The sequence below is a fragment of the Sphingomonas cavernae genome (genome assembly GCF_003590775.1).
In the GTDB taxonomy this organism is placed as follows: domain Bacteria; phylum Pseudomonadota; class Alphaproteobacteria; order Sphingomonadales; family Sphingomonadaceae; genus Sphingobium_A; species Sphingobium_A cavernae.
On record NZ_QYUM01000003.1, the window covers coordinates 1,176,575 to 1,198,175 of the forward strand.

Sequence of the window (21,601 nt, forward strand, 5' to 3'; positions counted from 1 at the left end):
TGCTATTCTGCCGCCTGAGGGGGCGGCGTGTAACTTTTTTAGGGTGGGAACGCGTGAAAGCGAATAACAAGACCAGCTTCGGCAAGCGCACCTCGGCCGCCCTGCTCGTGGGGACAGTGCTGGCGGGCCAGGCAGCGGTGGCGCAGGCGCAGCAGGCCGCGCCACAGACTGTGACGCCTCCTCGGGCGGTGCCGACAACAGGCCAACCCGCGCCGGCGCAGCCCGTGTCGCGCACGATCCGATCGATCAACGTGGTCGGCGCCCAGCGCCTCGAACCCGATACCGTCCGGTCGTATACCGCGCTGCGCGTCGGCGCGCCCTACACCAGCGAGACGATCGACCAGGCGCTCAAGGATCTGTTCGCGACCGAACTGTTCGCGGATGTCCAGATCCTCGATCCGGGCGGCAATGGCGAGCTGACCATCCAGGTTCGCGAGAACCCGGTGATCAACCGCATCATCCTCGAAGGCAACAAGCGCCTCAAGGAAGACAAGATCCGTCCCGAGATCCGGCTTGCCCCGCGCCAGATCTTCACGCGCACCAAGGCGCGCGCGGACGTTGCGCGCATCATCGAACTCTATCGCCGCCAGGGGCGCTTCGCCGCCACGGTCGAGCCCAAGATGGTCCAGCTCGACCAGAACCGCGTCGACATCGTCTTCGAGATCAACGAGGGCCCCAAGTCCAAGGTCCGCCAGATCAACATCCTCGGCAACGAGAAATTTGCCGACGGCGACCTGCGCGGCCAGATGGCGACCAAACAGTCGCGCTTTTACCGTTTCTTCAGCTCAAGCGACAGCTATGACCCAGATCGTCTGGCCTATGACCAGCAAAAGCTCCGCCAGTTCTATCTGACCGAAGGCTATGCCGATTTCCGCGTGATATCGGCGGTGGCCGAGCTGACCCCCGACAAGCGCGACTTCATCATCACCTATGTGGTGGAGGAAGGCGAACGCTACAAATTCGGCGATATCAACGTCGAGAGCGAGCTGCGCGACTTCAACTCCGATACCGTCAAGAGCCTGATCAAGATCAAGAAGGGCGACTGGTATAACGCCAAGGCGGTCGAGGACACGGTTGACGGCATTACCGAGACCGCGGGTCTGTTCGGTTACGCGTTTGCGGATGTCAGCCCCCAGTTCGACCGCGACAAAGACGCCAGGACCATGTCGCTGAACCTGAAGGTCGCGAATGCCCCGCGCGTTTATGTGGAGCGGATCGACATCAACGGGAACACGCAGACACAGGACAAGGTGGTCCGCCGAGAATTCCGCCTTGCGGAAGGCGACGCCTTCAACAGCTTCCAGGTCAAGCGCTCGCAGGACCGCATCAACTCGCTGGGCTTCTTCCAGGAAAATCTGGAGATCGAGCAAAAGCAGGGATCGGCGCCCGACCGCATCATCCTCGAAACCAATGTCGAGGAAAAATCGACCGGCGAGCTTCAGCTCTCGGCAGGTTTCTCAAGCCTTGAGCGTTTCATCATCAATGCCTCGATCACGCAGCGCAATTTCCGCGGCAAGGGCCAGTTGCTGCGCGCTGCGGTCAATTATTCGAGCTATTCCAAGTCGATCGAGCTGGGCTTCACCGAACCCTATTTCATGGACAAGAACATCGCGCTCGGCGGCGACATCTTCCGGCGCGATTACAACTCGTTCCAATATGTCGGCAACAATGACCGCAATACGACCTATGAACAGGTCTCGACGGGATTAGGCGTTCGTCTTGGCGTGCCGATCACCGAGTTCTGGCAGGGGCAGTTGCGCTACGGTCTGACGTTCGACGATGTTACGCTCGACAAGGATCTGTTCTATCGGGACACCGATAACGACGGTGATATCGAATGCGATCCCTTGCTCGCGGGCCGCTATCTGTGCGACGCGATCGGCAAGCGCACGACGTCGGCTGTGGGTTACACGCTCGCTTTCGACAATACCAACAATCGCCTGCGCCCCTCGGCGGGCCACAGACTTAGCCTGACCCAGGACTTCGCGGGTCTGGGCGGGGACGTCAAATATCTGCGGACCATCGCGCGTGGGTCCAAATATTGGAACGTGCTGGGCGGCTTCATCTTCTCGCTCAGCGCCGAGGGCGGTTATATTCATTCGCTGGAAGGGCCGCGGACCGACGATTCGGGCAATCCGATCGACCGTATCCGTTTGACCGACCGCTTCTTCCTGGGCGAGCCGCAGATCCGTGGCTTTGACATTCGCGGCGTCGGCCCGCGCATCATTCGTCGTCCGCTCGTGAAGGATGATAGTGGCAACTATGTCCCGTCGGACGACAGCAACCAACGGACCGACGACGCGTTGGGTGGCCGGGCTTACTATCTGGCGCGCGCTGAGCTCGAGATTCCGCTTGGTTCGGGCGCTCGTGAACTTGGCTTGCGGCCGTCGATCTTTGTGGACGCCGGCGCAGTGTTTGGGCTGCTCGATCCCATTCCAACCGACTTTGCGGGTAGCTGCTCGTCAACGACCCAAACGGTGGACACTGCGACCCCGGGTGTTTGCCCAACCGGATTTACATATAATGAGAACGGCTTCGACGAGGAATATTTGGGCGATACGCCCAAGCCGCGCCTTTCGGTTGGTTTCGGTGTAAACTGGAATTCGCCGTTCGGTCCCTTCCGTATCGACATCGCGAAGGCACTGCTCAAAGAACCAGGGGATGACACCAAATTGTTCACTTTCAACGTAGGGACTCAATTCTAATGACCAAGATTATCGTTACTGCAGCGCTCTCGGCGCTCGCAATCGCAACCCCGTTCGCCGCGCAGGCGCAGAAGCTCAACCCCGCGGTGATCGCGGTGGTCAACAACGAACGCGTGTTCACCGAATGCACCGCCTGCAAGGCCGCGCAAGCGCAGTTGCAGACGCAGCTCCAGCAGATCGAGCAACGCGCGCAGCAGCTCGGCCAGCCGCTCCAGACCGAGGCGCAGTCGCTTGAGGCCGCCGTCAAGGCGCTGAACGGCAAGCAGCCCGACGCGGCGATGCAGCAGCGCGCGACCGCCTTCCAGCAGAAGCAGGGTGCCGCGCAGAAGGAAATCTCGGATCGTCAGCAGACCTTTCAGCGCAACCGCGCGTTTGTCGCGCAGCAGATCCAGGCCAAGCTCAATCCGATCGTCCAGCAGGTGATGACCGCACGCGGCGCGACTGTTGCGCTCGACACGCAGGCGACGCTGGCGAGCGCGGCGTCGATCGACGTGACCAACGACGTGCTGGCGCAGCTCAACCAGCAGCTCCCCAGCGTCAGCACGACGGCGCCGGCGCCTGCGGCACAGCCCGCGCAGCCGCAGCCTCAGGGCCGCTGATCTGCGCGTATGAGCGAAGAAACGACCGAAAAGGCCGCGATCGGCCCGCTTGATATCAAGCGGGTCCTCGCGGCCTTGCCGCACCGTTATCCGATGCTGCTGGTCGACCGTGTCGAGGAGATTATCCCCGATCGGTCGATCTCCGCAATCAAGGCGGTGTCGTTCAACGAGGGCTTTTTCCAGGGGCATTTCCCCGGCCGCCCGATCATGCCCGGCGTACTGATCGTCGAGGCGCTGGCGCAGGCGGCGGGAATTCTGGCGGTCGAATCGCTCGGCCTCGCGGGTTCGGGCAAGCTCGTTTATTTCATGGCAATCGAGGGCGCGAAGTTCCGCACCCCCGTTGAGCCGGGCGTGCTGCTGCGGCTCGAGGTCGAATTCGTTCAGAAGCGCGCAAGCGTCTGCAAGTTCGCTGGACGCGCTCTGATCGACGGCAAGGTTGCCGCTGAGGCAAACTTCACCGCGATGATCGCGGACCCGCCGGCGGCATGATGTCCGCACTCGAAGTGCTCCGGCGAATGCCGGAGCCCAGTGTGACAGACCCGGTGCCTGTGACTTCTGGACCCCGGCTTTCGCCGGGGTACTCCGATGCTTCCTGCCTTGTAATTCGGCGGCCAACCGTCTAGAGCGCCGCCTTCGCATCCCCAGGCTGGTCGGAAACCAGCCAAATTCGGAGCATATGACGTGAAAAAAGGCATTCATCCCGACTACCACATGATCAAGGTCCAGATGACCGACGGCACCGTCTACGAGACGCGCTCCACCTGGGGCTCGGAAGGCGAGACGATGGCGCTCGAGATCGACCCGCTGGCACACCCGGCCTGGACCGGCGGCAACCAGCGCCTGCTCGATGCAGGTGGCCAGGTGGCGCGCTTCAACAAGCGCTTTGGCGGCCTTACGCTCGGCAAGAAGTAAGTCGGTGCGGCAGAAGCGCGGAACGATGCCCGCAAGGGTGGTCTCCGCGCTTCGCCCGTTGATCCTGTTGGCGCTGGCCGCGGCGACTCCCGTCGCGGCTGCGCCTGCTCGTGCGCCCGAAGATCGGACGATCGCGTCGATCCGCGCGCTGCCTGCATACAGGAAGGCGGCGCAGACGCTCTCAGCGCAGCATGACCGCTTTGTCGGCGAAATCATCGCGCTCACCGAAATTCCTTCGCCACCCTTTGGTGAAGCGAAGCGCGCCGCGGCGTATCGTGAAATGCTCGCCCGCCACGGCCTGACCGACATCGAGACCGATGCCGAGGGCAATGTCATGGGGCTCAGGCGCGGCACCGCGCCCGCAGGCGGCAAAGTGATCGTGGTGTCCGCGCATCTCGATACCGTCTTTCCCGCAGGCACCGATGTGAAGGTGCGCCGCGAAGGCACCAAGCTCCACGCGCCGGGCATCGGCGACGATTCGCGCGGGCTTGCGACGATGCTCGCCTGGATCCGCGCGCTTGATGCCGCGAAGATACGAACAAGGCATGACGTTCTTTTCGTCGGCACTGTCGGTGAAGAGGGGCAGGGCGACCTGCGCGGCGTCCGCCATTTCTTCACCCAGGGCAAATACAAGGACCGCGTCGCCGCCTTCTATTCGGTTGATGGCATCGATCCCGCGCAACTGACCCACGCAGCCGTGGGCTCGAAGCGCTACCGCGTCACTTTCAAAGGCCCGGGTGGTCATAGCTTCAGCGCTTTCGGAATCGTCAATCCGATGGCGGCTGCGGCGCGCGCGATCACCGATCTCTACGAAATTGTGCCCCCCGCGCAGCCTAAGACGACCTATGCCGCGGCTGTGGTAGGTGGGGGCACCTCGGTCAATTCGATCCCCGATTCGGTGTTTGTCGAATTCGACATGCGCTCCGAAAGCGCAGCGGAACTCGACGGTCTCGAAAAGCGCTTCCTTGCGACCGTCGATCGGGCGGTGGCTGCGGAGAACGCGGCGCGCTCGACGCGCGAGGGCGCGATAACCGCAGAGAAGAAGAAGATCGGGGACCGTCCTGCGGGTGTTACGTCACGCACCGCGCCGATCGTTACGTTCACCGCGGCCGCGGCGCGTGCGCAGGGCTTTTCGCCCGAATATGAAGCCTCGTCGACCGACGCCAATGTACCGATAAGCCTCGGCGTGCCGGCGATTACGATCGGCTCGGGCGGTACGGGCGAGCGCGCTCACTCGACGGATGAATATATCGACGTCGAGGCGACCGAGAGCCTGCGCGGCCTGCAGGTCGGGCTCCTCTCGCTGCTCGCTGTCGCAGGGATGGAGCGCCGCTGAAGCAACGACCGACGGTTGGCGTGATACGGATTCATGTGGGGCCGCGGCTCGCGCATCCATATATTCATCGGCCACAGTGCGGGATTTTCCCGATCTACAGAACGCCCCGCCGGGTTCATTGATAGGTGAAACGGCGACAGGGTGATGTCCGATGGAATTGATCAAGCAATTTGTCCCGATCCTGCTGACCGGCAGTCTTGCATTGCTGGTAGTCTCGATCGGTCTCGGATCGAAGCACGGTGAACTGCTCTATGTATTTCAGCGACCGGGCCTGCTGGCACGCGGCATTCTTGCGGTAAGCATCATACCGCTCGTTGCTGCGATCCTCATCGTCACGATCTTTCCGATTTCGCTTCCCGCCAAGGCGGGGATTATCCTGATGGCGATCTCGCCGGTACCGCCGCTGGTTCCGGGCAAGATGCTCAAGTTCGGGGGACGGAGCGAATATGCCTATGGTCTCTACGCCGCCATGGCATTGCTGGCGATCATCACCGTGCCGTTGCTCGGGTTGCTCGTGTCGCACTATTTCGACGTCAAAACCCAGTTTCCGATCTCGGTGGTCGCCCGCAACGTGTTTGTCGGCCTCATCGTGCCTGTTTCGATCGGTCTCATGCTCGGACGCTGGCTGGCCCCGGAATTCTCGCATCGCGTCGCGCCCATCGTGGCAAAGGTAGCGCTGGGATTGGTGTTGCTCGCCTTTGTCCCGATCCTGGCTGGCTCGTGGCCTTCGATGGTGACACTGATCGGCGATGGCACACTTGTCGCGATCATCATCGTTGTCGTCATTGCCATCGCCGGTGGCCATTTTCTGGGTGGTGAAACACTCCACGACAAGTCTACGCTCGCGTTTGCCGCAGCAATGCGCCACCCCGGCATCGCGCTTGCGCTCGCGGGCGCCAACCACCTCGACAAGCGCGTATCAGGTGCCGTGCTGCTGGTGCTGATCGTGGGCGTTGTCACGCTGATTCCGTACCAGATCATGATCAGGCGGCTGGAAGCCCGCAGCTAGTCGCGAGTGGCACTTGCGCGAGCAATCAGGGTGGGGCGCCCGCGGGCATCTTCATGCTGAGCGGCAGCGTGAGGCTCGCGAAAACCGATGCACCTTCAAGTCGGTTAGTGGCCTCGAATTCCTTCAGCACCCTGATGCGAAATGTTGCAGGGGCCTTTCCGAGCACCACGTTCGTTGCCGCGGTCACGCCCAAGCCGATGACCTCGCCCTTGAAAGCGCCGAGCCGTGCACCAGCACCGCTGTCGCCCGAAATCTGCTTGAAATAATAGCCTTGAATCCCTGCCGAAAAAGTCGGTGAAAAGGTTTTTTCGGCCGCGGCCTCAAGGTGAAATTCGTTACCGGTGTTGTAATCGGTATAGTCGTTCTTGCCGTTGAAGGTCACGCCGAGCTTGCCCGACACGTCCCATCCGGCCTTGGGGTCGTGCCAGCTCACGGCAAGCGACGCGTCGCCCGCCCAGCGGTGAAAGGCAATATTTGCAAGCTGGTCCTCGCGATAATGGCCGACGGGAATGTTCACCATTGTGCTCGCCTGGATGTGGACATTACCGGTCTTCCAGCCAAGCATGGCAGTTGCGATCGGATCGCCCAGGGTGAGTGTCGAATCGTGTCGCGATACAGCGATCTGTCCCCCGCGAGGGCCGGTGATCACCGCATTCACATCCACGATCGGAGCGCCTAGCGGTAGCGCAACGCCAAGCGCTAGCGTGCCGCCAGCGAGGTCAGTCGTCGGAACCCAGAGCGCAGTGGCGAAATCAGCGACGATGGTCGCGTCCAGGCCCGCAACGACGTTGCCGCCGATCACGAACTGCTTCCCCCCTCCGGCGCTGCCGTCATAGATATAGATCGTGTTGTCGAGATACACGCCTTCGAGCGGCGGCATGACCGCGGCGCCCGGACCACCCGAGCCGAGCAGATAAAGGCTTGCGCCGCCCTCCGAGGCATGCGCCGGGGCGACTCCCAACGCTGACACTGCACCGATCGCCGAGAAAATAAGTGTCGAAAGTCCACGTACGCGCCGCCCCATGACAACTCTCCAATCTGTTTGCACAGCTCTCGCCCCGGTTCGCACGGAAGGGGGCGCGTAATCGTCGGCTTCCTGTGCGCTGTTGACCATCGGGATAATCCCCGATTTAGGACTGGATATTCCATTGACGCCCACCGTAAGCGTCCATGGCAATGCGGGGTGCCCATGGCTGCCGTATTTTTCCCGCGGACTCAGGGCAACCCCCGCGACTTCTCGTAATTTCCCCTGATATCGCGGCTGATCGCGCAACCTATATTCGACTGTCTCCTTCGGGAGTTCGCATAGACGTCGGAGCTGATATGTGTCGTCGACGACAGCGCTTGTTGCGGATGAACCGCGCGCTTCTTGCGCTCGGCTTGATCGGCGTCACGATATGCCCGTTTCCGGCATTTGCCCTCGAACGTGAGCATCCGGTCGAAGAAATGAGCGAGGACGCGCAGGCCGCGACCAAGTCACGAAAGAAAGCCGATCTTCTCATCGTGCCGATTCCGCAATCGAGCCCGACACTGGGCTCCGGCCTGACGCTCGCGGCGGTGCTTTTCTACAATCCCAATCAGTCCAAGGATCCCTGGATCAGCGGGGCGGGCGCGATGTACACCAGCAACAAGAGCTGGGGCGTCGCGGCTTTCCACAGCATGGCGCTGTCGAAAGACAGGTTCAAGGTACTGGCGATGGCGGGCTATGCCGACATCAACGTCAATTTCTATGGCATTGGGCCCAACGCGGGCGAACGCGGCGTCTCGGTGGACATTGAGGATCGCGGCGCGCTTGCCGTGGTCCAGGGTCAGATGCGCGTCGTGAAAAACCTGCATGCCGGCGCGCGCTACGAGTTTCTCGACCTCCGATCCCGCATCAACAATCCAAATCCGGTCTTTCCCGATCTGAATATCTCCGATGCCGAGCTTCGCAGCAGGCTTTCGGGGATCGGCCCCGTCATTACCTACGATACGCGCGACAGTTCGCTGAACCCGCGCAAGGGCATTTATGCGACGGCGGTTGCGATGTTCAATCGCAAGAAGCTGGGCAGTGATTTTTCGCACGACAAGCTCCAGCTCGCCGGCAACGCCTATGTCCCTTTCGGCGATACGACCGTGCTTGCGATGCGCGGGTCGATGTGCGGGGTGTCCACGGAGGGGCCTTTCTACGACCTGTGCCTTTATGGTCAAAGCAGCGATCTCAGGGGGTATGAGACCGGCCGATTTCGCGATCGCGCCTCGTGGGCGGCACAGGCCGAGGTCCGCCAGCAACTCTGGGGGCGCTTTGGCCTGGTATTCTTTGGCGGCGTCGGAGGAATTGCCCCGAAACTGGGGGATTTGGGCGACACCAAGTTCCTGCCCTCGGTTGGTACGGGACTTAGGTACCAGGCCTCCAAGTCGACAAAGATCAACCTGAGGCTCGATGTCGCGATCGGCAAGAATTCCAATGCGCTCTACTTCGGCATCGGAGAAGCCTTCTGACGTCTGGCGGCGCCTCTACCGTTGCGGATGATCGGATGACCCGGGCCTGACGATAAGCCGAAAACCGACATGCGATGTCGACGTGTCCACGGGCTGGGCATGGCGCGCGGCAGGTCTGTATCGGCGACAATAGCTCGGCGCGCAAAGATGGGATCCACCCTTGAGGACGCGGCGCGCAATCCTGAGCGCGTCGCCTTCATCTGCGCTATCCTGCTCTGCGCCTCCGCGTGGGTTCTTGACGCCGCAACATGTTTTGCTCTGGCTTTCGCCCGATGTCTGCGACCACCAGTCCGCGGTCCATTCCCATGTATTGCCGATCATGTCCAAAAGCCCGTAGCCGTTCGCCGGATAGGCGCCGACGGGCGAGGTGCGATACCAGCCGTCCTCCAGACTATTGTCATGCGGGAAGTTGCCCTGCCAGGTGTTTGCCATGAAAGCGCCGCCCGGCGCATACTCGTCACCCCAGGCGAATTCGGTGTCCTCCAGACCACCGCGCGCGGCATATTCCCATTCGGCTTCGGTGGGGAGTTCGGCACCCGCCCAGTTGGCATAGGCCTCGACATCAGCGAGTGCCACATGGACCACGGGGTGATCTTCCATCCCCGCGACATTGCTGTCGGGGCCCGCCGGGTGGCGCCAGTCTGTGCCCGGCACATAGGACCACCACTGCGTAATTGGGCCACCGAGCGCGACGGGTGCGTCAGGCGGCGTGAAGAGCAGCGACGCGGGCACCAGATATTCGGGCAGGGCGCCCGGATAGTCAGCGGGATCGGGTGCAATCTCGGCGATCGTCACATGCCCCGTCGCCTCCACGAAGCGCGCAAAATCACGATTTGTAACGGGTGTCCGGTCAATCCAGAAACCGTCGACCGAGACGCGGCGCTTGGGCCGTTCTTCGGGATAATGGCTGTCGGAGCCCATGAAAAAGGCTCCCCCGGGGATCCAGACCATATCTTCGCGCTGTGGGTCGGGCATTGTATCGGCGGTGGTCGATTTGCTTGCCATCAGTAGGGCCCCAGACGAAAGAGAATGCTGCCAATCGCCAGTAGACCGACAATGAACAGCGCCACTGCTATCGCCGTGATCGACGATATATGGAATTGCGCAAGATGCCGGAGCAGGCCCTGTCGGAACAGCCAGTTGCGACGTTGCCGGAGGGTCTTCACCGTCTTGAGATGGTTGTAGATGCCGAGGCACAGCAGGACAAGGCCGAGCACGATCAGCGTGATGCCGAAACGGCGCGGAGCGGCGTCGCCCACGGCATCGGCAAGCTGGTTTTTCTTCAACATATTGAAGAACTGGAAGATCGTGAAGCCGAAGCTGATCAGCGAGAGCGAGGTGCGGAGCACCGCCATCAGCGTGCGATCGCTCGCCGCCTCGGTCCGCACCAGCGCCAGCGCGGTGCGGTTCGACGCAAGTTCGGTCGAAGCGCTGTCGTTGACGAGCTGGTCGTCGGCGAGCTCTTCGTCGCCCATGCCGGGGCGCGGCGTATCGGTCATGGTCTCGCCTCCATGAACTAGGACATGGCACCGAATGCGATGCTGAGAATTGCGGCCATTCCGATCAGCGCCAAAGCAATGGATGCGATCAGGGTGACCGACACCGGGTAGCGGCTTTGACCGTGGATCAATCCCTCCTCCGTCAACTCCGCTCGGCTGTTCCGCAACTCGGTTGCGAACTGGATATGCCGCCAGATGCCACCCACCATGACGAGGATGCCGACTATAATGAGCGCGATACCAAAGTTCCGCGGTGCTTCGGCACTCCGGAAGGTGCCGGCCTCGACCAGCTTCGCAAAGGCCTGGTTGATGGTGAAGCCGAATCCGATCAGCGACAATGCCGTCCGGATCACAGACATCAGTGTGCGATCCGCCGACATTCGCGTGCGCTGAATACTCATGCCCGTGCGGCGCATCGACAGTTCGGTGCGATCGCCCGACAGATCGGTCCGGTAGGTCGAAAGATCGGTGCGATATTCGGACAGGTCGGTGCGGTGCTCGGACAGCTCGGTGCGATGATGGGAAAGCCCGGTGCGGTAGTGCGAATAGGTCGTCGAGGCTTCTTCGGCGGGCAGGTTTGCGACGCTCGGGAGATCGGGCAGCGGCGTTTCTACCACTTTTTCCGGTCGTTGTGGGCGTGGAGAGGTCATGGTTGCGCCTTCCTCACTGCTTTGCCGGCGGTGGCGGAAACTTGGCGAGCACCGAGTCGACCGCGGTATCGATCGTCGCCTGATCCACCTTGCCGGGGGTAATCTGCTGCGTTGCCGTGCCGTGCCAGATCGGCTTTTTGGTTGTCGCATCGTAGATATCAACCGCGAGCGTTCCGTCGGTCACGTTGCGCACCTCGACATTGCTATAGGGGCGGGCCCAGCCATAGCGATAGCCGATCCCCCAGCCGGGGTAGAAGGTGCTGTAGGGGCCGTAATCAGATACCTCGACACGGTCACGCGCGCCCAGCGTGAAGGCGATGGCGAAATCGCCTGGCGACGCCTGCGTGTAGGAGCGCGCGGCGAGGCTGCGGTCGATCGACGCCTTCACCCGCTGGAACGCCAGCGGGTTCATGCCCTGCGGTACGCCGGTGAAGACCCAGCTATACGTGCGATACTTGCTGAAATCGGCGGTGGGGTCGTGGTCATAGTTGATCGTTGGCGTGGAAGCGCAGGCGCTGAGGACGGCAAGACCAGCCAGCAAGGGCGTACGCGATACCATCGACTTTCTCCATCTTGGTCGAAGGTCCGCATTATCGAACGTTTTTTGGTAATGACCTATCAGGGTTTTTCCCGTCTTCGGCGGGGAACACACCTGATCACGCCGCCGACGCCGAGAACCCGGCGTGCTTGCTCACGCCTGTGCGTCATCTGCGCGGCCGCTCCAGCCAAGCCGCGGCCCGGGCGCAAAGGAAGCCCGGATCACGTCGATTAAGGGCAAGTCCCCCCCCAATAGCGGGTTTGTCCCGATTGGCTCCGTCCGGACGCGCTGCAAAGCTCAACAAGGTTTCACGGATGGAGAGTCATCATGCCCAAGGGAAAACCTAACATTCTCGTGATTTGGGGCGATGATATCGGGATCAGCAACCTCAGTTGCTACAGCCGGGGGCTGATGGGTTATCAGACGCCCAATATCGATCGCATCGCCAAGGAAGGCATGATGTTCACCGACAGTTACGGTGAACAGAGCTGCACCGCTGGCCGGTCATCCTTCATCACCGGGCAAAGCGTTTATCGCACGGGTCTTTCCAAGGTCGGACGTCCGGGCGGCGAGGAAGGCCTCCAGCCCGAATCCGTGACGATCGCGGAACTGCTCAAGAATCACGGCTACACTACCGGTCAGTTCGGCAAGAACCACCTCGGCGATCTCAACAAATATCTGCCGACGGTTCATGGCTTCGACGAATTCTACGGCAATCTCTATCACCTGAATGCCGAGGAAGAGCCGGAGATGGAGGATTATTTCCCCGAGAAGGACTTCCCGGGCATCAAGAAAAAGATCGGCCCGCGTGGCGTTCTCCATTGCTTCGCGACCGACAAGGACGATCCCACCGAGCAACCGCGCTGGGGCAAGGTCGGCAAGCAGAAGATCGAGGATACCGGCCCGCTCACCAAGAAGCGGATGGAAACCTGCGACGACGATTTCGTCGAGAAGGCCAGTGCCTTCATCAAGAAGGCGAAGGAGGACGATAAGCCATTCTTCGTGTGGCTGAACACGACGCACATGCACATGTTCACCCACACCAAGCCGGAGAGCAAGGGCCAGGCCGGGCGCTGGCAGTCCAACTATCACGACACGATGATCGACCATGACAGGAATGTCGGCCAGATGCTCGACCTGCTCGACGAGCTTGGCATCGCTGAAGACACGTTCGTCATGTATTCGACTGACAACGGGCCGCACCGCAATTCGTGGCCGGATGCCGGCACCACCCCGTTCCGCAGCGAAAAGAACACCAATTGGGAAGGCGCCTTCCGCATCCCGAAACTGGTACGATGGCCGGGCAAGATCGAGGCCGGATCGGTCGCCAATGGCATCGTCCAGCATCATGACTGGCTGCCGACCTTCCTCGCCATGGCGGGCGACACCGAAGTTGTCGATAAGCTCAAGAAGGGCGGCTACGAAGCCAACGGCAAGAAGTTCAAGAACCACATCGACGGCTTCAACCTGCTGCCCTATCTGACTGGCGAGGTGAAGGAGAGCCCGCGCCAACTGTTCTTCTATTTCAGTGACGATGGCGACGTGCTCGGCGTGCGCTACGACAACTGGAAGATCGTCTTCATGGAGCAGCGCTGCAAGGGCACGATGCAGACCTGGGCCGAACCGTTCACGACGCTGCGCGTGCCCAAGCTCTTCAACCTGCGCACCGATCCTTTTGAGTATGCCGATATCACGTCGAACAGCTATTATGAGTGGTTCCTCTACCACGATTATATCCTGTTCGGTGCCTTCGGGCTGGCCGACAAGTTCGTCGCGACCTTCAAGGAATTCCCGCGCGTGCAGAAGCCGGGAAGCTTCACGATCAGCGATGCGCTCGACAAGTTGAACCAGGTCGGCGGCGCGAGTTGAGGGTGGCGGGGCGCCGTCTTCGGCGGCGCCCCGCTCCACATCAGGAGAATGACCATGCGGACCGGGAATGGAACGAAAAGGGGTTCCGTGTTCGCGGCGCTCGCGCTGCTTGCAGCGGGATCAGCGTCGCAATCGGCACCAGCGCAGGACCAGCCGGCGAGCGGTTCGGCCGCCAATCCCACGGCGGTCGACAAGATGAAGCTGCCGCCGGGGTATCTGCCGCGCGAAGCGCTGCCCGACAGTCTTGCACTGCTTCCGCCGCCGCCGGCCAAGGGATCGGCGGCGATGCAACGTGACGAGGAGGCGCGCAAGGCGGCCGACAAGCTGCGCGGCACGCCACGCTATGCGCGGGCGGCAAGCGACGCGGTGATCGGTTTTCCCCAGATCCCCGACGACTTCGCCTGTGCAATGGGCATTCCGATCGGCAAGGAGGCAACGCCAAAGCTCTATGCACTGATGGGCCGGATGCTGATCGACGTCGGCCTTTCCACCTACGGCGCCAAGAACAAATATAACCGCACCCGTCCGTTCGTCGCCCACAAGGCAGCGACCTGCTATCCCAAGGATGAGGCGCTGCTTCGCAATGACGGCTCCTACCCATCCGGCCACAGCGCGGTGGGCTGGGGGCTGGCGCTGGTGCTAGCCGAGGTCAATCCCGACCGCGCTGACGCCATCGTCCAGCGCGGCCGCGACTTCGGCCAGAGCCGCGTAGTGTGCGACGCACATTGGCAGAGCGACGTCGACGCGGGGCGCGTGATCGCCGCCGCCACGGTCGCACGGCTGCACGGCGATGCGGCGTTTCGCGCCGATCTCGACGCAGCGCGCGCCGAAGTGGCCGCAGCGCGTCAGACCGCCGCCACCGGCGAGAGTCCTGCGTGCGCGGCCGAAGCCGCATCGTTGAAGCTACCGTGAGCGCCGCGGCTCTGCCCTCGTGGAACGACGGCGTTGCCAGGGCTGCGATCCTCGATTTTGTCGCGCGGGTGACGCAGGAGGGGGGCGTCGACTTCGTGCCGCCCGCGCAGCGTATCGCGACCTTCGACAATGACGGCACGCTGTGGTGCGAGCAACCTCAACAGGTCCAGTTTTACTTCGCACGACAGCGCCTCGAGGCGCTGGTCGAAAAGGACCCCGGCCTGAAGACGCGGCAACCCTTCCAAGCCTATCTCGAGCACGACATGGCCGCGATCAAGGATCTGGGCAAGAAGGGCCTTTTCGAAGTGGCGGTCGCAGTGCACGCGGGCATGACCGAGGATGCGTTCGCCAATTATGCGCGGGGCTGGCTCGCCAAGACAAAGCATCCGAAACTTGGTCGGTTGTTCAAGGAACTCGTCTATCGACCGCAACTGGAACTGCTGGAGTATCTGCGCACCAACGGATTCAAGACCTTCATCGTCTCGGGCGGCGGGATCGACCTGATCCGGGCCTTTGCAGAGGAAGTCTATGGCATCCCGCCCGAACAGGTGATCGGTTCGAGCGTCCGGCTGCATTTCGAGATGCAGGACGGGCGTGGTGTACTGATGAAGGAGGCGGAACTCAACAGCTTCGACGATCGCGAGGTAAAGCCGGCCAATATCGGTCTCCATATCGGCCGGCGCCCGATCTTCGCCTTCGGCAATTCGGACGGGGACCTCGCCATGCTGCGTTATGTGAGAACCGGGGAAGGGCCTCGGCTCGCACTGCTGCTTCATCACGACGATGCAGCGCGCGAATTCGCCTATGACCGCGAGTTTCGGTTCAGTCCGCTGGCCGAGGCGCTCGACAAGGCGGACGAATACGGCATCACGCTCGTGAGCATGCAACGCGACTGGAAAAGGGTCTTTGACGACTAGGCGGCGTGGACGAATTGGTTGACGTGGACGGTGTGGGTTGATTCAAGGCTGCCTTTTGGAGGCAGGTTTGAGCCGGGGCGATCTGAGCGAAGCAGAATGGCGCGTTCTGAAGGGTCTGCTGCCGATCGAGCCAGAGAACCGAGGGCGCGGCCGCAGGCCTGAGCAGAATCTCTCGATAGTCAACGGCATACTCTGGCGGCTGCGCTGTGGGACTGCTTGGCGCGATGTCCCGCCAAAATACGGCAATTGGAACACGATCTACCGGCGGTTCCGTCGTTGGAGCGAGGCCGGGGTCTGGGAGGCCGTGTCGGTGACGCTTGCCGAGATCATGGCCGACACCGGACACTACAGCATCGACAGCACCACCCTTCGCGCCCATGTCTCGGCAGCGGGCGGAAAAGGGGGACTTGTCGACGCGCTCTTGGCCGCTCGCGGGGCGGGTTCACCAGTAAGCTTCACTGTCTGGCTGATGCCCGAGGACGCCCCGTCGCCTTCCACCTGACTGGTGGTGAAGCCGCCGACTGCACGGCCTATGACACGCTGATCCGCCTGCCGGACCGCGCTCCGGCGGCTCTGCTGGCCGACAAAGGCTACGACACCAACGCCATTCGCGCCGATCTCGCGAGCCGCAGCATACAGGCTGTCATCCCGGCGCGCTCCAATCGCCGAGAAAGGATCGAGCACGATCGGCAGCTCTACAGGCAGCGAAACGGCATTGAGCGAATGTTCGGCAAGCTGAAAATCAATCGTGCCGTCGCCACCCGCTACGATCAAACGCCCTCAAGTTTCCTCGGCATGGTCCATCTCGCTGCCATCCGGCTTTGGATCAAATTCGTCCACGCCGCCTAGCCCGTGACCGGTTCGGCCTGGCTGCGCGCATCAGCCGTGGCGCGCCGGGCCCGGTCCATATTGCGGCAATTGCCGGCGCGATTTGAGCCACGCTGAAAATCTATTGCAGCCGTCCCTGACCGACCATTGGGGTTTGTACCGGAGCCGGATGTCGATGAATCCGGAGGCAGCTACTCTCGGTTTGACGGATCGCGGCCGCTCGCGGCGTTCGCCGCCACGTTCCCCTACCGGATTTCCCCATGACGGCGTAGGGGTTTACCCCAATGGCCAATTTTCGATGAACGGAGGACTGTGCACAACCATGTTACCTGATGGTGTTCATTCTGGCTGATGACGTCAGCGCTACCACGGATGTGAGTGCAGCGATGGGAACTTCGACGAGAAGAATATTAGTGGCGGATGACCATGAAGTGATGCGCCGGGGTGTCAAAACCGTGCTCGAATCTCGCCCGGAATGGCACGTCGTGGCGGAAGCTGGCGACGGCCAGTCGGCTATCGCGCTTGCCCGCGAAACCCAGCCCGACATCGCGATACTGGATTACATGCTGCCGATGTCGAACGGGCTTGATCTCACGCGAATCCTCAAGCGCGAGCTGCCCCGCACGGAAGTGCTCCTCTACACGATGCACGATCGCGAGGAGCTTATCGTCGATGTGCTGCGCGCCGGGGCTCGCGGCTATGTGCTCAAGTCGGATCATGCGCAACATCTTCTCGCCGCGGTTGACGCGCTTGCGATCCACAGGCCCTATTTCTCGAGCACGATCTCCGAAACCCTGCTCGGTCGTATCCTCGAGGCTGAGGCCGAGCCGGGCAGCACGACGTTGACGCATCGCGAGCGTGAGGTCGTGCAGTTGATTGCCGAGGGCAAGATCAACAAGGAGATCGGCCATATGCTGCACATCAGCGTCAAGACAGTCGAGACGCATCGCGCGGCATCGATGAGCAAGCTCCAGTTGCGGACAACGGCCGAACTGGTGCGCTATGCGGTCAGAAACAACATTGTGCAGGCTTGACGCCGTCTCGGCCGACGAGGGGCTCCGCGCCGGCCGGACCGATCACCGCGGCGGATTCACCACGATATACTGCACCGTCGTTCCCGCATATTGAGGCTGATACCAGGTGCTTCCGCACTGATAATAGCTGAGGCCGTTGACGATGACGGTTCCGCAACTCGGCGGGATCGTCCTCGTCACCGATCCGATCACCGCTGCAGTGACCGCAACCCCGGCAGTCACCGCCGCTGCCGTCGCAAAGGGATGATCATCCCAGTCGTCGCCCCAGCCACGGTCGTAGTCGACGTCGACATTCACATCGCGATTGATGTTGGTGTTGCGGTTGATGTTGGTGTTTCGGTTGACGTTGGCGTTCCGGTTCGCAGCGCGGTTATGGTTGATATTGGCACTGGCGTCATGTCGAACCTGACGGTTTTGGCCCCCCCCACCTGCGCCCGGGCGGGTGGCCGGCCGCGCTTGCGCACCGCCGCTGGGACGGGCCCGCTGCCCACCGCCACCACTGGGACGCGAGCGGGCAGTTCCACCGCTGCCGCCCCGCCGCTGGAATTCCCAGGCCACATCGGCGTCAGGGATCACGACTGACTGGTCGACTAATGGAGGAGCCGCTATTTCCGTGGCTGATGCGGCCATCGGCGTGATCGATATGGCGAGGCAGGTTGCGAGCCCCAAAATCGAGCTTGTTGATTTGCTGATCATTGTCCTGTCCTTACTTGGCATCGACACTGCCGATTACGATCTTGCGCGCCTTTTCGGGCGGCTGGAACGCGAAGTCGGAATCCGCGACCGATGCCGCGTTGTTCCATTTCAGCAGCGCGACATATTGCGGCATGGCGGGATCCTCGGTCGAGGTGATCACCATCTTGCACGGCAGCGCTTCCGCGCCTTCGCGGATCCAGATCTGCCAGTCCACGCCTGGCTGGCGCATCGCATATTGCTGGCAGGGATAGCCGCCGATATGCTCCACGCCGACCTTGAATGCCGAGGTCAGCCTGGCCGTCAGCGTCGGATCCTGACCAAGATCGAAAAGATCGGCGAGCGGAAACTCGATATCGTATTTGTCATGCGCCTGCGTGACCATTTCCCGGATCGTCGCGGGCGCCGGAACGGTGCCCCAATAGCCGAGATTGGGCGCGAAGACCGTGAGCGTCTTGCCGTCGTAGAAGAAATCGCGCGACTTGCGGTCGGACTTCGAGCTGACGCGCAGGCGATCGGGCTTGCGTGCCTTGATCTCCACGGTGCCCGAATATTGAATTTTCTGGCCGGTGCTGAGCACTTCTTCTGTCGTGGCGTCGGCCGTCAGCGCCATGCTGTTGAGCTTGCGCAGCGACGCGCCCATCCGCTCAAGCGCTGCGATCGCTTCGGGCTCGCGAGCCGGGGCAGATGCGGGCGCCGCATTCTGCGCCGGCGGTGTCTGCGCCATCGGGCTGGACGGCGTCAACGCCACCGCTAACCCGGCGCACCATCCCATCATCTCGGACTTCCGCATGACATTCTCCAGCTTTTGGATCGGGCGTTTCAACGCGTCCAAACTGAACCTTTGCGCGGGAGATGGTATCGGGATTGTCCCCGAGAACGCGCGGGAGCAATACCCATCCGCGGTAGCGATCCATCGCGCGTCGAGCATGGTCTCAGGGTCTGCTCAACCTCAACAAATGGCTTTAATGTGCGATTTATACCGCTCATCGTGCCATCCACCGAAACGGATTTGTCGCGCATGAGGCAACCGGAGCATCGCACGCGACGAACCGCCCGCGGGTGGGGGAATTCCGGATCTGAACACCCCTTGAGCAAGGTTTTGTCCGCCATAAGCTGGGGTATTCACCTATTGCGGAAATCCCGACGCCAGCCATGATGAACCTTCGTCCGTTCGACACATGCGTAGCGCGAGGTCGACAGTGGAGAGAAGGCCAGGGTGCCAGTGGCATGCTTGGGACTCAGAGGAACTATCATGGGAAGTCCCTTGCGCAGAATACTGATCGCTGACGACCACGAGGCCATGCGACAGGGCGTGCGCAGTTTCATCGAGACGCGGCCGGGTTGGAGCGTCATCGCTGAAGCGTCAGATGGACATCAGGCGCTTCAACTGGCGCTACAGACCCGGCCCGATATCGCCATTATCGATTATTCCCTTCCGCTTCTGAACGGCCTGGAACTGACCCGCGCACTCAAGCGAGATATCCCGAACATCGAGATTCTGATCTACACGATGCATGATCGGGAAGATATTCTGATCGAAGTGCTACGCGCCGGCGCGCGCGGCTACGTCTTGAAATCGGATACTGGCCCACATTTGCTTGCCGCGGTCGAAGCGCTGGCAGTGCGGAAACCGTATTTCTCCGGGGCCGTATCCGAGACGCTGCTGGATCACTTCCTCGAAACGAGCGCGGCGTCCAGCAATGCCACGACGCTCACGCCTCGCGAACGCGAGATCGTCCAGTTGATTGCGGAGGGCAAGATCAACAAGGAAATTGCGCATATTCTGGAGCTAAGCGTCAAGACGATCGAAACGCACCGCGCGGCCGCCATGCACAAGCTCAACCTCAAGACGACAGCCGAGCTGGTGCGCTATGCCGTCAGGAACAACATTGTGCAGCCTTGATCTGCTCAATATGGGATACGTGCAGAAATGCGGGTTCCCACTGGCAGAACAATGACGTCAAGGCGCCCCCCAAGCGCTTCGATCCGCTCGCGCATCCCCACAAGCCCAACCCCTAGTTCCGCCGCGCTACGCGTCGAAGCAATGTGTTTGGGCATGCCGATGCCGTTATCCTCGATCTCGAGGATCAATTCGCGATCACCCGGCAGCAAGCGAACGCTCGTCCTGGACGCGGCCGCGTGCTTGTGCACGTTCATCAGCGCTTCTTGTGCCACGCGATACAGCGCGACTTCCGCTTCCTGATCCAGTTCCAGATGCCCGGCTTCATTACGAAATTCGATGTGAAGGCCGGCCCGTCGCCCGAACCCTTTGGCGAAATTATGGAGCGCAATCTCGATTCCAGCCGTGCCTATTTCGGGCGGATGAAGGACGTAGCTAAGCGTTCGCACCTGATGCTGTACCTGTCCGAGCGCCTCCTCGATCTTGTTGCAGGCAGATTCGATTGCTGTACCGTTTCGCGCATCTCTGAGCGCCATGAGCCCGAATTGCATCAGCGCCAGTTGTTGGGCTGTTTCGTCATGCAACTCGCGCGCGATCCGCTTGCGTTCCTCTTCCTCAGCGTGAAGCAGCGACAGGCAGTGTCGCCGTCGCTCTTCAACCATCTGATCGACGTCGGTGATCTCCGAAAACGACAGGAGCATCTCGCCGTTGTGGTCCCGGAGACGGGCGCCATTGGCGACGAAACGTCTTTTCTTGCCATCGATGATCATCGAATAGATGTGGCTTATCCGTGTCTGGCTGCCCTGGCGCAAATCGCTGAGATATTTACCTAGGATCCGGGCATCGCCGGCCAGACGTGCGCGAGCCCGGCAGGCCTCGATATAGCTGTCGCCAGGGTGAGTGATTCCACCAAGGGCGAGTCCATCGATACCCGCCTGGCGCCATGCATAATTGGTTGCAAGGATGTGTGCATCAGCGTCGAGGATTGCCGCCTGGGCTGGCATCGCTTCGAGCAACTCGCCGAAAGCTGTATGAACATCATTGCTAGGACGACGCTTTGATGTGGCTTCCAGGCTAATTTGACCTGCGGGCAGCGAAAAATCTGCAAAAGGCGGGCGAGAAATCGAAGAGACGAGCGCGTGGTTGGGGGCCGGCAAATTCGGCATGGTTAGCTCCATCGTCGTTCACCCCCCCAAGGGCGCTGACGATCGTCGGACAACTCAAAAGCCCACCCCGATGAGCCTAAGATACGTCAGCATTATTGCGACTCGATTCAGGAGATTATTTTATATTATTGAAATGTTGCTTAACTGCGTCGGTGTTTCGATATTACCCATCTAACTTAGCATTACAATTCAAAAATATACCAAAGTCTTGTCTGATTCGTTCTTTTGAACGATGGCCGTTGTTGGCAGCCCTTTCCGCTACGGCGCCTTTTTTGTTTCGCCGGTCGGTCATAGGGAGGGCTTTGGGGCCGCGTCGCTGGAAGCTTTCTATGCTGCAACACCGGTTGATGGCGGACAGGGTGGGATTCGAACCCACGGTGAGCTTGCACCCACGGCGGTTTTCAAGACCGCTGCCTTAAACCACTCGGCCACCTGTCCGTTCAGGCGAGCCCATATCCTCGACGCGTGCCGAGGGGAAGGGGGAAGCTGCGCCGGCTTTATCGTAACGCAAACGATCTTTTGTGCCTCGCCTGAGACGAAAGGGGATTCC

General features: G+C 61.3%; 21 protein-coding genes, 1 tRNA gene and 1 pseudogene. 14 read left to right on the forward strand and 9 right to left on the reverse strand.

Annotated elements, in window-relative coordinates:
* Positions 1 to 53 precede the first annotated feature (53 nt).
* From bamA to D3876_RS13290, 6 genes are all read left to right on the forward strand, one after another.
* Positions 54 to 2,705 (forward strand): outer membrane protein assembly factor BamA, encoded by a 2,652-nt coding sequence (gene bamA, locus D3876_RS13265; protein WP_420801963.1) that lies wholly within the window; start codon positions 54 to 56, stop codon positions 2,703 to 2,705.
* Positions 2,705 to 3,304, forward strand: coding sequence for an OmpH/Skp family outer membrane protein (locus tag D3876_RS13270; RefSeq protein ID WP_119762888.1), 600 nt, complete (start codon positions 2,705 to 2,707; stop codon positions 3,302 to 3,304). Before bamA ends, D3876_RS13270 begins: the two co-directional genes overlap by 1 nt.
* A 9-nt stretch (positions 3,305 to 3,313) precedes the next feature.
* Positions 3,314 to 3,793 (forward strand): 3-hydroxyacyl-ACP dehydratase FabZ, encoded by a 480-nt coding sequence (fabZ, locus tag D3876_RS13275; protein ID WP_119762890.1) that lies wholly within the window; start codon positions 3,314 to 3,316, stop codon positions 3,791 to 3,793.
* Positions 3,794 to 3,985: 192 nt separating this feature from the next.
* Positions 3,986 to 4,216, forward strand: coding sequence for a 50S ribosomal protein L31 (rpmE, locus tag D3876_RS13280; protein WP_119762892.1), 231 nt, complete (start codon positions 3,986 to 3,988; stop codon positions 4,214 to 4,216).
* Between the two features lie 25 nt (positions 4,217 to 4,241).
* Positions 4,242 to 5,552 carry a M20/M25/M40 family metallo-hydrolase gene (locus D3876_RS13285; protein ID WP_119763860.1) on the forward strand — a complete coding sequence of 437 codons (1,311 nt, stop codon included), beginning with the start codon at positions 4,242 to 4,244 and terminating at the stop codon, positions 5,550 to 5,552.
* 151 nt (positions 5,553 to 5,703) lie between these two features.
* Complete coding sequence (locus D3876_RS13290) at positions 5,704 to 6,561, forward strand: bile acid:sodium symporter family protein (RefSeq protein WP_119762894.1); 858 nt, start codon at positions 5,704 to 5,706, stop codon at positions 6,559 to 6,561.
* A 25-nt stretch (positions 6,562 to 6,586) separates the two neighbouring features.
* Here the strand turns inward: D3876_RS13290 and D3876_RS13295 are convergent, their stop codons facing one another.
* Positions 6,587 to 7,585: a SphA family protein gene (locus tag D3876_RS13295; protein WP_119762896.1), complete on the reverse strand. Its 999-nt coding sequence runs from the start codon at positions 7,583 to 7,585 to the stop codon at positions 6,587 to 6,589.
* Between the two features lie 329 nt (positions 7,586 to 7,914).
* Between D3876_RS13295 and D3876_RS13300 the strand changes: the two genes are divergently transcribed.
* Positions 7,915 to 9,042, forward strand: a complete 1,128-nt coding sequence (locus tag D3876_RS13300; RefSeq protein ID WP_119762898.1) for a BamA/TamA family outer membrane protein — start codon at positions 7,915 to 7,917, stop codon at positions 9,040 to 9,042.
* A 15-nt stretch (positions 9,043 to 9,057) separates the two neighbouring features.
* Here the strand turns inward: D3876_RS13300 and D3876_RS13305 are convergent, their stop codons facing one another.
* The 4 genes from D3876_RS13305 to D3876_RS13320 are packed head-to-tail and all read right to left on the reverse strand — an operon-like array spanning position 9,058 to position 11,750.
* Positions 9,058 to 9,993: a formylglycine-generating enzyme family protein gene (locus tag D3876_RS13305; protein ID WP_119763862.1), complete on the reverse strand. Its 936-nt coding sequence runs from the start codon at positions 9,991 to 9,993 to the stop codon at positions 9,058 to 9,060.
* A 53-nt stretch (positions 9,994 to 10,046) separates the two neighbouring features.
* A complete protein-coding gene (locus D3876_RS13310; protein ID WP_119762900.1) occupies positions 10,047 to 10,541 on the reverse strand; it encodes a DUF202 domain-containing protein in 495 nt (164 codons plus the stop codon).
* A gap of 17 nt (positions 10,542 to 10,558) precedes the next feature.
* On the reverse strand, positions 10,559 to 11,191 hold the full coding sequence (locus D3876_RS13315; RefSeq protein ID WP_119762902.1) for a YidH family protein: 633 nt from the start codon (positions 11,189 to 11,191) through the stop codon (positions 10,559 to 10,561).
* Positions 11,192 to 11,204: 13 nt separating this feature from the next.
* Complete coding sequence (locus D3876_RS13320; RefSeq protein WP_119762904.1) at positions 11,205 to 11,750, reverse strand: DUF4136 domain-containing protein; 546 nt, start codon at positions 11,748 to 11,750, stop codon at positions 11,205 to 11,207.
* Between the two features lie 306 nt (positions 11,751 to 12,056).
* Here D3876_RS13320 and D3876_RS13325 point away from each other — a divergent pair, with 306 nt between their 5' ends.
* From D3876_RS13325 to D3876_RS13345, 6 genes and pseudogenes are all read left to right on the forward strand, one after another.
* Complete coding sequence (locus tag D3876_RS13325; protein ID WP_119762906.1) at positions 12,057 to 13,598, forward strand: arylsulfatase; 1,542 nt, start codon at positions 12,057 to 12,059, stop codon at positions 13,596 to 13,598.
* Positions 13,599 to 13,685: 87 nt separating this feature from the next.
* Positions 13,686 to 14,510, forward strand: coding sequence for an acid phosphatase (locus D3876_RS13330; RefSeq protein ID WP_238475360.1), 825 nt, complete (start codon positions 13,686 to 13,688; stop codon positions 14,508 to 14,510).
* Positions 14,507 to 15,427 carry an HAD family hydrolase gene (locus D3876_RS13335; protein WP_119762908.1) on the forward strand — a complete coding sequence of 307 codons (921 nt, stop codon included), beginning with the start codon at positions 14,507 to 14,509 and terminating at the stop codon, positions 15,425 to 15,427. Before D3876_RS13330 ends, D3876_RS13335 begins: the two co-directional genes overlap by 4 nt.
* Positions 15,428 to 15,494: 67 nt before the next feature.
* Positions 15,495 to 15,674, forward strand: a pseudogene (locus tag D3876_RS20890) (transposase); the annotation flags it as partial.
* A 29-nt stretch (positions 15,675 to 15,703) separates the two neighbouring features.
* On the forward strand, positions 15,704 to 16,276 hold the full coding sequence (locus D3876_RS13340) for an IS5 family transposase (protein ID WP_238475177.1): 573 nt from the start codon (positions 15,704 to 15,706) through the stop codon (positions 16,274 to 16,276).
* 365 nt (positions 16,277 to 16,641) lie between these two features.
* A complete protein-coding gene (locus tag D3876_RS13345; protein WP_119763866.1) occupies positions 16,642 to 17,289 on the forward strand; it encodes a response regulator in 648 nt (215 codons plus the stop codon).
* A 42-nt stretch (positions 17,290 to 17,331) separates the two neighbouring features.
* Here the strand turns inward: D3876_RS13345 and D3876_RS13350 are convergent, their stop codons facing one another.
* Complete coding sequence (locus D3876_RS13350; protein ID WP_238475361.1) at positions 17,332 to 17,985, reverse strand: hypothetical protein; 654 nt, start codon at positions 17,983 to 17,985, stop codon at positions 17,332 to 17,334.
* 10 nt (positions 17,986 to 17,995) lie between these two features.
* The gene (locus tag D3876_RS13355) at positions 17,996 to 18,775 is read right to left on the reverse strand and encodes a DUF2092 domain-containing protein (protein WP_182912007.1); all 780 of its coding nucleotides are present in this window, start codon (positions 18,773 to 18,775) and stop codon (positions 17,996 to 17,998) included.
* Positions 18,776 to 19,237: 462 nt separating this feature from the next.
* On the opposite strand from D3876_RS13355, the gene D3876_RS13360 reads away from it, so the two are divergent.
* Positions 19,238 to 19,888, forward strand: coding sequence for a response regulator (locus tag D3876_RS13360; protein ID WP_119762912.1), 651 nt, complete (start codon positions 19,238 to 19,240; stop codon positions 19,886 to 19,888).
* A gap of 5 nt (positions 19,889 to 19,893) precedes the next feature.
* On the opposite strand, the gene D3876_RS13365 is transcribed toward D3876_RS13360, so the two are convergent.
* Both D3876_RS13365 and D3876_RS13370 read right to left on the reverse strand, forming a co-directional pair.
* A complete protein-coding gene (locus D3876_RS13365) occupies positions 19,894 to 21,051 on the reverse strand; it encodes a sensor histidine kinase (protein ID WP_182912008.1) in 1,158 nt (385 codons plus the stop codon).
* A 348-nt stretch (positions 21,052 to 21,399) separates the two neighbouring features.
* A tRNA-Ser gene (locus D3876_RS13370) sits at positions 21,400 to 21,489 on the reverse strand.
* Positions 21,490 to 21,601: the final 112 nt, after the last annotated feature.

Bases quoted from the DNA above. Each gene is read 5' to 3' on its own strand.
- D3876_RS13290 (WP_119762894.1), top strand. From the start codon at position 5,704: ATGGAATTGATCAAGCAATTTGTCCCGATCCTGCTGACCGGCAGTCTT.
- D3876_RS13305 (WP_119763862.1), bottom strand. From the start codon at position 9,993: ATGGTCTGGATCCCCGGGGGAGCCTTTTTCATGGGCTCCGACAGCCAT.
- D3876_RS13315 (WP_119762902.1), bottom strand. From the start codon at position 11,191: ATGACCTCTCCACGCCCACAACGACCGGAAAAAGTGGTAGAAACGCCG.
- D3876_RS13360 (WP_119762912.1), top strand. From the start codon at position 19,238: ATGGGAAGTCCCTTGCGCAGAATACTGATCGCTGACGACCACGAGGCC.
- D3876_RS13355 (WP_182912007.1), bottom strand. From the start codon at position 18,775: ATGCGGAAGTCCGAGATGATGGGATGGTGCGCCGGGTTAGCGGTGGCG.
- D3876_RS13295 (WP_119762896.1), bottom strand. From the start codon at position 7,585: ATGGGGCGGCGCGTACGTGGACTTTCGACACTTATTTTCTCGGCGATC.
- D3876_RS13325 (WP_119762906.1), top strand. From the start codon at position 12,057: ATGCCCAAGGGAAAACCTAACATTCTCGTGATTTGGGGCGATGATATC.
- D3876_RS13345 (WP_119763866.1), top strand. From the start codon at position 16,642: ATGGGAACTTCGACGAGAAGAATATTAGTGGCGGATGACCATGAAGTG.
- D3876_RS13270 (WP_119762888.1), top strand. From the start codon at position 2,705: ATGACCAAGATTATCGTTACTGCAGCGCTCTCGGCGCTCGCAATCGCA.
- D3876_RS13320 (WP_119762904.1), bottom strand. From the start codon at position 11,750: ATGGTATCGCGTACGCCCTTGCTGGCTGGTCTTGCCGTCCTCAGCGCC.
- D3876_RS13310 (WP_119762900.1), bottom strand. From the start codon at position 10,541: ATGACCGATACGCCGCGCCCCGGCATGGGCGACGAAGAGCTCGCCGAC.
- D3876_RS13300 (WP_119762898.1), top strand. From the start codon at position 7,915: ATGAACCGCGCGCTTCTTGCGCTCGGCTTGATCGGCGTCACGATATGC.
- D3876_RS13365 (WP_182912008.1), bottom strand. From the start codon at position 21,051: ATGCCGAATTTGCCGGCCCCCAACCACGCGCTCGTCTCTTCGATTTCT.
- D3876_RS13350 (WP_238475361.1), bottom strand. From the start codon at position 17,985: ATGATCAGCAAATCAACAAGCTCGATTTTGGGGCTCGCAACCTGCCTC.
- fabZ (WP_119762890.1), top strand. From the start codon at position 3,314: ATGAGCGAAGAAACGACCGAAAAGGCCGCGATCGGCCCGCTTGATATC.
- D3876_RS13285 (WP_119763860.1), top strand. From the start codon at position 4,242: ATGCCCGCAAGGGTGGTCTCCGCGCTTCGCCCGTTGATCCTGTTGGCG.